Annotated in this window: 12 protein-coding genes; 6 read left to right on the top strand and 6 right to left on the bottom strand. The window is 75.8% G+C overall.

What is annotated here, in order from left to right; all coding sequences use genetic code 11:
* Positions 1-126 precede the first annotated feature (126 nt).
* Together ACI8AF_RS11155 and ACI8AF_RS11150 are read left to right on the top strand one after the other, a co-directional pair.
* Positions 127-1,155, top strand: coding sequence for an AraC family transcriptional regulator (locus ACI8AF_RS11155; RefSeq protein WP_456539771.1), 1,029 nt, complete (start codon positions 127-129; stop codon positions 1,153-1,155).
* A gap of 62 nt (positions 1,156-1,217) precedes the next feature.
* Complete coding sequence (locus ACI8AF_RS11150; protein ID WP_456539770.1) at positions 1,218-2,561, top strand: diacylglycerol/lipid kinase family protein; 1,344 nt, start codon at positions 1,218-1,220, stop codon at positions 2,559-2,561.
* Here the strand turns inward: ACI8AF_RS11150 and ACI8AF_RS11145 are convergent.
* From ACI8AF_RS11145 to ACI8AF_RS11130, 4 genes are all read right to left on the bottom strand, one after another.
* Positions 2,519-4,219, bottom strand: a complete 1,701-nt coding sequence (locus ACI8AF_RS11145; RefSeq protein WP_456539769.1) for a SulP family inorganic anion transporter — start codon at positions 4,217-4,219, stop codon at positions 2,519-2,521. The genes ACI8AF_RS11150 and ACI8AF_RS11145 overlap by 43 nt on opposite strands.
* Positions 4,216-4,419 (bottom strand): three-helix bundle dimerization domain-containing protein, encoded by a 204-nt coding sequence (locus ACI8AF_RS11140; protein WP_456539768.1) that lies wholly within the window; start codon positions 4,417-4,419, stop codon positions 4,216-4,218. The genes ACI8AF_RS11145 and ACI8AF_RS11140 overlap by 4 nt, the downstream gene beginning before the upstream one ends.
* 87 nt (positions 4,420-4,506) lie before the next feature.
* Positions 4,507-5,172, bottom strand: a complete 666-nt coding sequence (locus ACI8AF_RS11135; RefSeq protein ID WP_456539767.1) for a CPBP family intramembrane glutamic endopeptidase — start codon at positions 5,170-5,172, stop codon at positions 4,507-4,509.
* Positions 5,169-6,887, bottom strand: coding sequence for an alpha/beta hydrolase (locus ACI8AF_RS11130; protein ID WP_456539766.1), 1,719 nt, complete (start codon positions 6,885-6,887; stop codon positions 5,169-5,171). The genes ACI8AF_RS11135 and ACI8AF_RS11130 overlap by 4 nt, the downstream gene beginning before the upstream one ends.
* Before the next feature lie 105 nt (positions 6,888-6,992).
* Between ACI8AF_RS11130 and ACI8AF_RS11125 the strand changes: the two genes are divergently transcribed.
* Both ACI8AF_RS11125 and ACI8AF_RS11120 read left to right on the top strand, forming a co-directional pair.
* Positions 6,993-8,933, top strand: coding sequence for an alpha/beta-hydrolase family protein (locus ACI8AF_RS11125; protein WP_456539765.1), 1,941 nt, complete (start codon positions 6,993-6,995; stop codon positions 8,931-8,933).
* 9 nt (positions 8,934-8,942) lie between these two features.
* Positions 8,943-9,434 carry a hypothetical protein gene (locus tag ACI8AF_RS11120; protein ID WP_456539764.1) on the top strand — a complete coding sequence of 164 codons (492 nt, stop codon included), beginning with the start codon at positions 8,943-8,945 and terminating at the stop codon, positions 9,432-9,434.
* 22 nt (positions 9,435-9,456) lie between these two features.
* On the opposite strand, the gene ACI8AF_RS11115 is transcribed toward ACI8AF_RS11120, so the two are convergent.
* Entirely contained in the window at positions 9,457-10,299 is an 843-nt protein-coding gene (locus ACI8AF_RS11115; RefSeq protein ID WP_456539763.1) for a class II glutamine amidotransferase, read from the bottom strand.
* A gap of 34 nt (positions 10,300-10,333) precedes the next feature.
* Positions 10,334-10,981 carry a hypothetical protein gene (locus tag ACI8AF_RS11110; protein WP_456539762.1) on the bottom strand — a complete coding sequence of 216 codons (648 nt, stop codon included), beginning with the start codon at positions 10,979-10,981 and terminating at the stop codon, positions 10,334-10,336.
* Positions 10,982-11,094: 113 nt separating this feature from the next.
* Between ACI8AF_RS11110 and ACI8AF_RS11105 the strand changes: the two genes are divergently transcribed.
* Together ACI8AF_RS11105 and ACI8AF_RS11100 are read left to right on the top strand one after the other, a co-directional pair.
* Positions 11,095-11,409, top strand: a complete 315-nt coding sequence (locus tag ACI8AF_RS11105) for a hypothetical protein (RefSeq protein ID WP_456539761.1) — start codon at positions 11,095-11,097, stop codon at positions 11,407-11,409.
* Entirely contained in the window at positions 11,406-12,485 is a 1,080-nt protein-coding gene (locus ACI8AF_RS11100) for a glutamate decarboxylase (RefSeq protein ID WP_456539881.1), read from the top strand. The genes ACI8AF_RS11105 and ACI8AF_RS11100 overlap by 4 nt, the downstream gene beginning before the upstream one ends.
* The last annotated feature ends 149 nt before the right edge of the window (positions 12,486-12,634 follow it).

Here is a 12,634-nt window from a genome sequence, read left to right as displayed (position 1 = left end):
TGCTGGGCACGGCGGCGGTCGACCGCGCGACGCCGCGTCCCGAACGCTAGTGACGGGAGCTGCGCAGGGCTTTACCGTTCCCGCACCGGGTCTTACCTCTTCGCGCACCGGCAGGAGGGTCCGGCGATGCGCCCACGGATCCAGCGCGCCGCGCTCACGGGGTACGCCGGGCTGGCCGCGTCGGTGGGCCTGGACCCGGCCGAGCTCCTCGCCGGCGCCGGCCTCGCGCCGGCCGACCTCGAGGCCGGCGACTGGCTCCCGGCCGTGCCCGCCGCGCGACTGCTGGAAACCTCGGCCCGGCGCTCCGGCTGCGAGGACTTCGGGCTGCGCCTGGCGGGCCTGCGCCGTCTGGGCACGCTCGGCCCGATCGCGGTCGCGCTGCGCGACGAGCCCGATCTGCGCGGGGCGCTGTCCCTGCTGCTCTCCTACGAGCGCGTCTACGAGCAGGCGGTGCACCTGCGGCTCCGCGAGGACGGCGGCACGGGGAACCTCGACGTGTGGCTCGAGCTCGGTGAGCCGACGCCCCATGGGCAGCTGCTCGACCTCGTGCTGGGCGCGGTGGTCGGCATCGTCCGGGCGCTGCGCGGCACCGCCTGGACCCCCTCGGCGGCATCCCTCACCCGCCCGGAACCAGCCGACCCGGCCCCGTGGCGGCGGTTCTTCGGTGCGCCGGTCACCTTCTCGGCGCCCTGCAGCGGCCTGGTGTTGCCGGCGGCCGAGCTGGCGGCGCCGCTGCTCACCGCGGACCCGTCGCTCCGCCCGTACACCCGGCAGTTCCTCCGCGCGGTCGCCGCCCCGCCGACGGCGACGACGGCCGCCCGGGCCGCCGAGGCGGCGGAGGTGCTGCTGCCGCAGGGGCGCTGCGACGCGAGCCGCGTCGGCCGGGCCCTCGGCCTCGGCCCGCGGGCGCTGCAGCACCACCTGGCGGAGGAGGGCACCAGCTTCTCGTCGATCGTGCACGAGACCCGGAAGCGGCTGGCCGAGCGCTACGTGGCCGCCGAGCGGTACTCGCTGACCGAGGTGTCGCAGCTGCTCGGGTTCGGCGCGCCGAGCGCGTTCACCCGGTGGTTCCACCGGCAGTTCGGCGTCAGCCCGAGCGACTGGCGCCGCGCCGCTCGGGCGCGGACCGCGGCCCGAACCGTCCGGAGCGGGTGATCTCCCGGGCGACGCGGCCCGGGCAGCCTGGCACGGGGATCCTCCCCGAGGAGGTGGCGAGCGTGGAGTCGGTACGTGCCCGCCGCTGGACGGCCCGGGGCGCGCTGGTCCTGCTGGTCGCGGCCCTGGTCCTCCTGCTGGGCTTCGCCGTGGACGGCGGGTTGTGGCTGCTGGTGCTCACCAGCGTGGCGTCCGCGCTCGCGATCGCCGGCGTGTTCTGGTTCCTGCTGCACCGCGGCGCGGTGCGCTGGTTCGCGCTCGGCCTGGCGATCTGCGCGCCCCTCGCGCTGCTCGTGGCCTTCGTCGCGGACGGCCTGCTGTGGATCGCGCTGCTGGCGGCCGTGCTGCTCGCGGCCGCCGCGGCGGCCGGGCGGTACGCCCTGCGGCCGGACCGCTCGGCCTGGGCGCTGCCGGCGACCGAGGTCCCGCCGGCCCGGCAGCCGTTCGTGATCATGAACCCGCGCTCCGGCGCCGGCAAGGTCGCCCGCTTCTCGCTGCGCGAGCGGGCCGAGGAGCTCGGCGCCGAGGTGGTGCTGCTCGACCGGCCGGGCACCGACGTGCAGCAGCTCGCCCGGGACGCGCTCGCCCGCGGTGCGGATCTGCTGGGGGTGGCCGGCGGCGACGGCACCCAGGCCCTCGTCGCCCAGGTGGCCGCCGAGCACGACGTGCCGCTGCTCGTGATCAGCGCCGGCACGCGCAACCACTTCGCCCAGGACCTCGGCCTCGACCGCGCCGACCCGGCCCGGTGCCTCGACGCCCTCCGCGACGGGGTCGAGGCGCGCATCGACCTCGGCACGGTCAACGGCCGCCCGTTCGTGAACAACGCCTCGTTCGGCGCGTACGCCGAGATCGTGGAGCACCCCGGCTACCGCGACGACAAGACGCGGACCGCGCTCGACGCCCTCCCCGACCTGCTCAGCCGCCGGCAGGGTGCGCACCTGGTGGCCGAGTTCGACGGCCAGACCGTCACCGGACCGCAGGCCCTGCTGGTCAGCAACAACCCGTACGAGGCCACCGACCTCGCCGGGATGAGCCGCCGCGCCCGGCTCGACCGCGGCGTCCTGGGGGTCGTCGCGGTGCGGGTCGACACCGCCCGCCAGGCCGTGGGCCTGCTGCAGGGCGCCCACCGGCGCGGCCTGCTCTGGGCCGAGGCGGCCGAGGTCGTGGTCAGCGCCGACGTGCCCGAGGTGCCGGTCGGCATCGACGGGGAGACCGTCCGGCTGGCCGCGCCGGTGCGCTGCGCCGTCCGCCCCGGCGCGCTGCGCGTGCGGCTCCCCCGCGAGCGTCCGGGCATCCGCCCGCCGCGCGGTCAGCTGGTGTGGGCGCGGCTGTGGTCCCTGGCGCTCGGCCGCCCCGACCCCGCTCAGGCCGGGGTCTCCCAGGTGGCCCCGGTGCGGGCGCGGTAGGCCACCACGGCCGCCTCGACGGTCGGGAAGAAGTGGCGCGGCTCGATCGCCTCGGTCAGCCCGTAGCGCTCGATCTTCCGGCGGACGGGGTCCTTCATCTCCGCGAACGCCAGCGTCACGCCGCGCTCGTCGAGCCGCTGGTCGAGCTCGAGCAGGACGTCGGCGGCGGTGGTGTCGACGTCGGTGATCGGCTCGGCGGCGATCACGATCCACCGCGGCGCCGGTTCGCTGCGGGCGAGGGCCAGGACGTCGTCGCGGAAGGTCTTGGCGTTGGCGAAGAACAGCGGCGCGTCGAACCGGTGCAGCACCAGCCCGGGCAGCTGCGCGGCCTCCGGGTAGGAGCGGACGTCGTGGTAGCCGGGCAGCCCGTCGACCAGCCCGAGCGTCGCCTGGTAGGGCCGCCAGGCGCGGCGGAAGACGTTGAGGATGGACAGGCCCACCGCGATGCCGATGCCCGGCAGGACGCCGAGCAGCGCGACCCCGGCGAAGGCCACCAGCGACAGGCTGAACTCGACCCGGCGCTGGCGCCACAGCCGCGCCGTCGCCGGCAGGTCGGCCAGCGAGATCGCCGCGGTGATGACGACGGCCGCCAGCGCGGCCTGCGGCAGGTCCTGGAACAGCCCGGGCAGGAGGACGATCATCACGATGACCAGCGCGGCCCCGACGATGCCGGTGAGCTGGGTCTTGGCCCCCGCGCGCTCGGCCACCGCGGTGCGGGAGGCGCTGGTGCTCACCGGGAAACCCTGGAAGAGGCCAGCGGCCAGGTTCGCCGTCCCGATGCCGATCATCTCCTGGCCACCCCGCACCTCCTGCCCGGTGCGCTCGGCGAACGCCGAGGCCGTGGAGATGGTGTCCGCCAGCGACACCAGGGCGATGGCCAGCGCGCCGGCGACCAGGGCGGCGAGGTCCGACCACTCGATCGACGGGATGGTCAGGGGCGGGAAGCCCTCGGGCAGCACGCCGACGAGGGAGACGCCGCGGTCGCCGAGGTCGAGGAGGCTGCTGAAGGCGATCGCCAGCACGACCATCACGAGCACCGCCGGCACCTTGGGCCAGAACCGCTGCAGCCCGAGGACGACCACGATCCCGCCGAGCCCCACGGCGGCCGCGGCCGGCACGACCTCCCCCCGCGCCACGCCCTGGACGAAACCGACGACCTCGCCGATCAGGCCGTCGCCGTCCACCGAGAACCCGAACAGCTTGGGCAGCTGCCCGACGACGATCGTCAGTGCCAGCCCGTTGAGGTAGCCGATCATGGTCGGCTTCGACAGCAGGTCGGCGACGAAGCCCAGCCCGGCGAACCCGGCCGCGATCATGATGACGGCGGTCAGCAGCGCGAGCATCGACGCCAGCGCGACCGCCCGCTCCGGGTCCCCGCCGGCCGCGACCAGCGGCAGGATCGTCGCGGCGATCATCGGGCCGAGCGACGAGTCGGGGCCGAGCACCAGGATCCGAGACGGCCCCACCACGGCGTAGGCCAGCAGGCAGGTGATCGTCGTGTAGAGCCCGGTGATCGGGGGCAGCCCCGCCAGCTCGGCGTAGGCCATGCCCTGCGGCACGAGCAGGGCCGTCAGCACCACGCCCGCGACGAGGTCCTTGCGCAGCCAGGCCGCGCGGTAGCCGCGGAGGCCCGCGAGACCCGGGGGGAGACGGGTCACGCGGTCCTCCGGTAGGCCTCCCGCAGCTTCTTCTCCACCAGGATCGGGACGAACGCCTGCACGCGGGCGCCGGCGAACGCGGCCAGCGCGGACTCCGCCCGTGCGCGCACCTCGTCGGGGTCCGCGCCGTACTGCGCCGCCAGCCGCAGGGCGAGGGCGTCGACGAACGTCGCAACCGGCGCAGCCTCGACCAGCGTCATGGCGAGCCCTCCTCGTCCGGAGCCACCAGCGGTGCCGGAAGGGTCGCGGGCCGCGCGAGGACCCGGCATCACCCGGGCCGGATGAGGTCAGGTGTCCAGGTACCGGGCCACGAAGCCGAACAGGACGCCGAGCGAGTTGGTGGCCCAGTGGGCGCCGATGCTCGCCAGCACGCTGCCGCTGCGCCGGCGCAGCTCGCCGAACACCAGCCCGCCGACCGTGGTGAGGACGACGGTGCCGACGGCGAGCAGGGCCCCGCCCGCACGCGTGGCGGGCACCGCGTGCCACAGCCCGAAGAGGCCGGACGTGATCACCAGGACCTGCCACGGGGGGCAGTGGCGGGAGAGCACGCCCCAGAGCACCGAGCGGAAGGCGAGCTCCTCGAACACCACCGTGCCGAGCGGGATGACCACGAGCGCGGTGCCCAAGGCGTCGAGCACCGGCAGGTCGTAGCGCGGGTCGTCGAAGGCCGGCCGGCTCAGCGGGAGCGCGACCCCCACCGCGTAGACGAGGGCGACGGCGCCGACGGCGCCCAGCGCCCACCGGCTGCCCGACCCGAGGCGGTCGCGCCCCAGGCCCAGCTGCGCCCACGTCAGCCCGTCGAGACGGGCGACGGCGAGCAGGCCGAGGCCGGCCAGCGCGCGGGCCCACCAGGGCGGGCGCAGGAGGGAGGCACCCAGGTTGACCGCGACGAGGACCAGCAGGACCACCCCGGTGGCCACCAGGTCGCGGCGGCGGACGGCGGGGCCGGTCACCCCTGGGCGAGCAGCTGCCGGAGCCGCTCGGTGTCGGCGTCGGCCCAGCCGGGCGGCTGCGCCAGCTCCGCCCAGCCGTCGGCGTAGTCGGCCGAGTAGCGGTGCCCGTGCCCGTCCGGCGCGTCGACGGCGAACGCCATGTCCGCCGTGACCTGCCAGAACGTGACGAAGGGGATCCAGAACATGTCCGCCGAGACGTCGGGCGCGGGCTCCTCCTCCAGCCAGTCCGGGCGGGTCAGGATCAGCTGCGGGGACCACCACACGATCGGGTCGGAGGCGTTCTGCAGGTAGACGACCCGCGGCTCCTCCCACTCCCCCGCCGGGCGGGCGAGGTCGAGTGGCTCGTCGGCCCAGCGCACGGTGCGGCCGTCCTCCAGCACCGGCAGCCACTCGGGCGTGTCCTCCTCGCGGTCGGCGACGAGGTCGCGCCACAGCGGGTTGAAGTTCGGCGGGCCGGCCCACAGCACGCCGTCGGTGCGGTTGCGGATGTCGGAGAGCCCGCTGAACGCGGCCTCGCCGGCGAACGTGCCGAGGCTCTCACCGAACACGTAGAGCGCGGGCCGGTCGTCCGGGGGCAGGTCGGCCCACACCCCGTACACCGCGTCGAACAGCGCCCGCCCGGCGTCGCGCGCCTTGGTCTGGTCGACGAGGAAGGAGATCCAGCTCGGCAGGTAGGAGTACTGCACGGCCACCATGGCGGTGTCGCCGTTGAACTCGTACTCCAGCGCGTCGCTCGCGGCGGGGTCCACCCAGCCGGTGCCGGTCGTGCTGATGACGACCAGAACCGCCCGGTCGAACCCACCGGCCCGCTCGAGGTCGCGGACGGCGAGGGCGGCCCGGTCCTCGACGTCCTCCGCCGACGCCAGCCCGGCGTAGGCGCGGACCGGCTGCAGCGCCGGCCGGCCGGAGAACGCCTGCAGCTCCTCCGGCGTCGGCCCCGTCCCGACGAAGTTGCGCCCCTGCAGCCCGAGCTCCTCCCACGGCACCAGCGAGTCGGGGCTGCCCGAGCGCTCCGGCGCCGTCGGCTCCACCGCGCCGGCCTCCGTGCCGTCGTCCTTGACGCTGAACGCCGAGTTGAGCGCCTCCACCAGGCCCCGGAAGAGCACGCCGTTGAGCAGCAGCAGCACCAGGACGGTGACGACGGCGACGCCCAGCGGGCGGGCGACCCGGCGGGGCAGGAACCGGCCGAGCAGCCGGACCAGCCAGCGGGCCAGCCGCCGGATGGCGCGCCCGGTGCCCACCACGGCGGCGAAGACCAGCAGGGCGACGACGACCAGCCCGGCGACGGACCACCCCTCCGGCGGGTCGGCGCCCATGAGCTCGTGGAGGTCCCGCTGCCAGCCCGAGCCCAGCCAGAGCATGACCACGACCAGGACGGTCCCCAGGACGGCGAGCACCTGCCAGGCCCGCCGGCGGAAGGCGGCCGACATCCGGCGATCGGTGACCTCGGCGACGAACCAGGCCCCCGTCGTCCCGACCCCATAGCCGATCGCGGCGGTGATCCCGGCGATCAGGCCCTGGAGCAGCCAGCCGCGCGGCAGCAGCGACGGGGTCAGCGAGCTGCAGCCGAGCAGCAGCGCGCCCAGCGTGCCGCTCCAGGTGTAGCGCGGGAGGTGGCGCCGCCACCTCGGGCGGCGAGGTGGACGCGCGGCCGGTGCGGCCGGGGCGGTCTCCTCGGTGGGGGCCGGGGGCGCGGTGGCAGGCTCCGCCGTCATGGCGTCCTCCGCGGTCGGGGACCCCGAGGGTAGCGACGCCGGGCGGCGCGGAACTCGTACCGGGAGGATGAGCCGCGCCCGGCTGCCCGGCGGCACGATCCGGCCATGGCCAGAACGAGGGCCCGCATGCCGGAACCGGGCGCCGCGCCGGACGTCGGTCTGGTGGTCGCGGCCGCCACCGCTCCGGGCACCTTCACCCCGTCGCTGTCCTCCCGCAGCGCGCTCGACCAGGGCCTGGTCACCGGCCTGGCCACGGGTGTGCAGTACCTGCTGTCGGTCGCCACCGGCGAGGCGCTGACGGCGGCGGCGGGCTTCCTCGCCGGCGACGACGCGCCTCCCGCCCGGCGGCGCGCCGTGGCGCTGGCCGTGGACTGCGCCGCGGTCCCGCTCGGGCTGGCCGTGGTGCGTGCGCTGCCGCCGCGGCCCGGCGACCCGCTGCTGCGCGGCGCGGCCCGCCAGCTCGCCTGGCGCAGCGGCGCCACCGGGCTCGCCGGTGCCGCCCTCCGCACGGCCCAGGCCGGGACCCGGGCCCTGGACGCCCGGCTGGGGCTGGCCGGCCGCCTGGCCGCGGTGCCGCTGGCGGTCCCCGTGGGCCTCGCGCTGTCGTACCTGCTCGACCGCCGGCGCCCGCAGGCCGGCGACGACGTCCTGGGCCGGGCCGACGTGCCCCCGGCCCTGCGCTCGCTGCTGGTCGCCGGCGGCGTGGTGGGCGGGCTGACCGCCGGCGGCTACGGCGAGCACGCGCTCGCCGACCTGGCCGGCCGGCGGCTGGCGGCCGTGCTCCCCGGACCGGCCGGGTTGTGGCGCGCGGCCGGGCACGCCGGCAGCCTGGCCGGGCTCGCGGCGGGCGCGTCGGCGCTGTGGCACCGGGCGATGCGCCGGATCGAGGCCGGTACGTCCGCCGACGTCCCCGTGCTCGAGCGGGACGAGGCGGAGCGCTGGGTCCCGGCGACGATCAGCGGCGGGCCGGGCAGCGTCGTCCCCTGGGCGAGCCTGGGCCGGGAGGGGCGCCGGCACGCGCTGGCCACCGTGCGTCCCGAGCCGCTGCCCACCCGTCCGGACGGCACCCCCGACCTGTCCGTCGAGACGGTGATGGGGACGCCGGCCCGCGCCGCGCCGGTGCAGGTCTACGTCGGGCTGGACAGCGCGCCCACGGCGCGCGAGCGGGTCGACCTGGCGCTGGCCGAGCTGGAGCGCACGGGCGCCTTCGACCGGTCGCTGCTGGTGCTGGTCTCCCCCACCGGCACCGGCTACGTCAACTACGTCGCCGTCGCGGCGCTGCAGTACCTGGCGCTCGGCGACGTCGCCACCGTGGCCATGCAGTACTCGCGGCGCCCGTCGCCGCTGTCGCTGGGCATGGTGGCCGGCGCCCGCGAGCAGAACCGGCTGCTCTGGCTGCGCGTCCTCGAGCGGGTGCGGGAGCGGTCCCCGCGACCGCGCGTGGTGCTGTTCGGGGAGAGCCTCGGGGCGCACACCAGCCAGGACGTCTTCCTGCACTGGGGCACGCTGGGCCTGGACGCGCTCGGCATCGACCGCGCCCTGTGGATCGGCACCCCCTACGGCAGCGGCTGGATGCACCAGGTGACCGGCGCGGACCGGCTGGACGTCGACCGCGAGCGGGTCGCCGTCGTCAACGACGCCGCCCAGCTGGAGTCGCTGCGACCGCGGCCGCGGTACGTGCTGCTCAGCCACGACAACGACGGGGTGACCCGGTTCGGACCCGACCTGCTGTGGTCACCGCCGGCGTGGCTGGGCCCCGACCGGCCGCATCCGGAGCTGCTCACCGACGCCAGCCCCCGGGGCATCCCGGAGGCCCTGCGCTGGCGTCCGGTCACGACCTTCTTCCAGAGCCTCGTGGACATGAAGAACGCGCAGGTCCCCGGGTCCTACCGGGCCTGGGCGCACGACTACCGCGCCGACCTGCCGCGGGTGCTGGCCGAGGTGTACGGGCTGCCGGCGACCGCCGAGCAGCTGGCCCGGGTCGAGGAGGCGCTGCGGCTGCGGGAGAGCGTGCGCGAGCGGCTGTTCGCCGGGGCGCCGGCCTGAGGCGACGGCATGCGCACCGGTCTGCAGGAGCACCTCGGGTCACGGCAGGTGACCAAGGTCGTCTACGGCGCCATCATCGGGCTCGCGCTCGTCGTGGCCCTCCAGGCGCACCCCCCGGGGCCCGCCGCCGTGATCGCCTCGCTCGGGGGGACGGCCGTCGCGGTCGCGCTGGCCGAGGTCTTCAGCGAGGTCGTCGGGGCCGAGACGAGCAGCCGGCGGCCGGTCACCCGGGCGCAGCTGGGCCACATGGCGGAGGACGCCGGCTCGGTCGCGTTCGGCGTCGCCTTCCCCGCCGTCTTCTTCCTGCTCGCCGCGCTGGGCGTGATCGAGAACGCCACCGCCTTCTCGGTCGCCAAGTGGAGCGGCCTGGGGCTGATCGGCTTCTACGGCTACTGGGCATCCCGCTTCGCCGGCGCCACGCGGACGCGGGCGGTGGTCCGCGGTGCCTCGGTCGCGCTGGTGGGCGCGGCCCTCATCGCGCTCAAGGCGCTGGTCCACTGAGCCCGGCCCGGCCGGCCGCGGCTCAGCCGGCCGGCTGGAGGACCGACGGCGCGAACGGGCGGATCTCCTCCTGCCCGTGCCGGACGACGACGCAGCTGGACTCGGGCACCTCGCGCCACGCCCCGCGGAGGTCTCCCATCGGCTCGGACACGACCATCCGGGCGTCGTCGGAGAGCCGGTGCAGCACCGGGTTGTCCGGGTACTGGTGGCGCAGGGTCGCGACGTCGGTGCTGTGGAACAGCGACCGCGACCGCCCCTCGGTCGAGTACCGGAAGGCCCACAGGGTCTCGCCGTCGGTCGTCGCGACCGTCATCTGGATCGGGAACGGCTCGCCGTGGTGCCGGCCGGTCTCCTCGATGAGCCCCACCGCGCGGGCGACCGCCGCCGGCGGGTCCTGCTGCAGCCCGAAGGTCAGGGCGAGGTGGAAGAAGAGCTCCGAGTCGGTCGAGCCCTCGATGCTCGCGAACAGCTCCGGGTCCACCGCCAGCGCGAGCTCCCGCTTGACGGCGGTGAAGCGGCTGATGGCCCCGTTGTGCATCCACAACCAGCGCCCGTGGCGGAACGGGTGGCAGTTGGTCAGCTGCACCGGCGTCCCCGTCGAGGCGCGCACGTGCGCCAGCACCATCCGCGAGCGGATGTGCCCGGCGACCTCGCGCAGGTTGCGGTCGTTCCAGGCCGGCTCGGTGCTGCGGAACAGCCCGGGCAGCTCCCGGTCGTCGTACCAGCCGACGCCGAAGCCGTCGCCGTTGGTCGGCTCGACGCCGAGACGGGCGCGCAGGCTCTGCACGATCAGGGAGTTCTCCGGTGCGTACAGCAGGTCCTCCACCAGCACCGGGGAGCCGGTGTAGGCGATCCATCGGCACATCGGGGACCTCCGGTGGTCGTGGGGGGTGCCGGTGTCATCCCAGGGGGGCCGCCTGCTCCCGGCGTCGTCCCGCCCGGATGAATCCGGACGTGACCAGCACCCCGAGCGCGCAGGCCAGGAAGCAGGCGGCGCCGGCCGCGGTGGTCCAGGTGGCGGCGGCCAGGTCGAGCACCGACCCGGTGTCGGGGACGACGTAGCCGGCGACCGCGGCGACGGCGAACAGCACGCAGCCCAGGAGGTTCACCGCCGGCTGCCACCACCCGCGGCCGCCGCGCCGCGGCAGCAGACCACGGCGCGCCGACGCCCGGTAGGCGATCAGCCCGGACACCAGGAAGCAGACGGAGCCGAAGGCGTCGGGGCGCCAGACCAGCCGGTCGTACGCCGGGTCCTCGACCGCCGTCTGCAGCGCGCGGAACGTCGTCACGTCGAAGAACAGCGTCCCGAGCGACTGGACCACCGCCGTCCACCAGGCGGCCCGCGCGGCGCCCGGCTCGCGGCGCCGGGGGGCGGCCAGCCAGGTGTGCAGCCCGCCGCCGAGCGTGAACAGCACCGACCCCGCGAAGAAGGTGATCGCGTCGGCGGTCGGGCCGACCAGCTGCAGGTAGCCCGGGAAGGGGCCGACCAGGAAGCAGACCGACCCGAGCGCGAACGCGACAGCCGTCCACCGCTCGCGCGCCGCCATCGCTCGATCGCACCAGCGCGACCGGTGGCCCGGCGTCATCCCCGTCGGGTGAGGCCGCCGGACGGCCCGGCCGGGGAGCGTGGCGACCTCTTCCGAGCAGAGGACGGTGCGCGATGGGCGTGTACAGGAGCCGGAAGGCGGTCGACGACGGCGACCGCGACCTCCTCCCCCGGTTCACCCGGGCCGGGATGGTGCAGGTGCCCCGGGAGCGGATGCCCGAGGGGCCGATGCTGCCGGAGACGGCCTACCAGATCGTGCTGGACGAGGTGATGCTCGACGGCAACGCGCGGTTCAACCTGGCCACCTTCGTCACGACGTGGATGGAAGAGGAGGCCGACCGCCTCTACCAGGTCACCGCCGACAAGAACATGGTCGACAAGGACGAGTACCCGCAGACGGCGGACATCGAGGCCGCTGCGTGCGCATGATCGGCGACCTGTGGAACGTGCCGGACGCCGTCGAGAGCGTCGGGACGTCGACCACCGGCAGCTCCGAGGGCTGCATGCTGGCGGGGCTGGCCATGAAGCGCCGGTGGCAGCAGGCCCGCCGCGCGGCCGGCCGCCCCGCGGACCGGCCGAACCTGGTCATGGATGCCAACGTGCAGGTCGTCTGGGAGAAGTTCGCCAACTACTGGGACGTCGAGCCGCGGTACGTGCCGCTCGAGGGCGACGTGCTGCACCTGACCGCCGACCGCCTGCTCGAGCACGTCGACGAGAACACGATCGGCGTCGTGGCGGTCCTCGGCTCGACCATGGACGGCAGCTACGAGCCGGTGCAGGAGATCTGCGCCGCCCTGGACCGGTACGAGGCGACGAGCGGGGTGTCGGTGCCGGTGCACGTCGACGCCGCCTCGGGTGGCTTCGTCGCCCCGTACCTGCAGCCCGACCTGGTCTGGGGCTTCCGGCTGGAGCGGGTGGTGTCGATCCAGGCCTCCGGCCACAAGTTCGGCCTGGTGTACCCCGGCATCGGCTGGGTGCTGTGGCGCTCGGCGGAGCACCTGCCCGAGGACCTCGTCTTCCACGTGAACTACCTGGGCGGGGACATGCCGACGTTCGCGCTCAACTTCTCCCGGCCCGGCGCCCAGGTCGTCCTGCAGTACTTCCAGTTCCTCCGGCTGGGCCGCGAGGGGTACCGGCTGGTCCAGCAGACCTGCCAGGACGTCGCCGTGCACGTCGCCCGCACCCTGGGCGCGATGCCGCAGTTCGAGGTGGTCTTCGACGGCCGTGATCTACCGGTGGTGACCGTGCGCATGGCCGACGGGGTCACGGCCTACGACGTGTTCGAGGTCTCCCGGGCGCTGCGCGAGCACGGCTGGCTGGTCCCGGCCTACACGATGCCGCCCAAGCGCGACGACCTCGCCGTCCTGCGGATCGTGGTGCGCAACGGCTTCAGCCACGACATGGCCGAGCTGTTCCTGCGCGACGTCGGCCGCGTCGTCGACCGGCTGGACGGCCTGGCCGGCGACGCGCCGCAGGCCGCCCGGCCCAGCGGCTTCCACCACTGAGCAGCAGCGGGGGGGGGGGGGGGGGGGGGGGGGGGGGGGGGGGGGGGGGGGGGGGGGGGGGGGGGGGGGGGGGGGGGGGGGGGGGGGGGGGGGGGGGGGCCGGGGCGCCCCCCCCCCCCGGCCCGTGGACCGGTCGCCGTCGGGACGGC

The organism is Blastococcus sp. SYSU D00669 (assembly GCF_054050715.1).
This window is presented reverse-complemented; position numbering and strand designations above follow the sequence as displayed.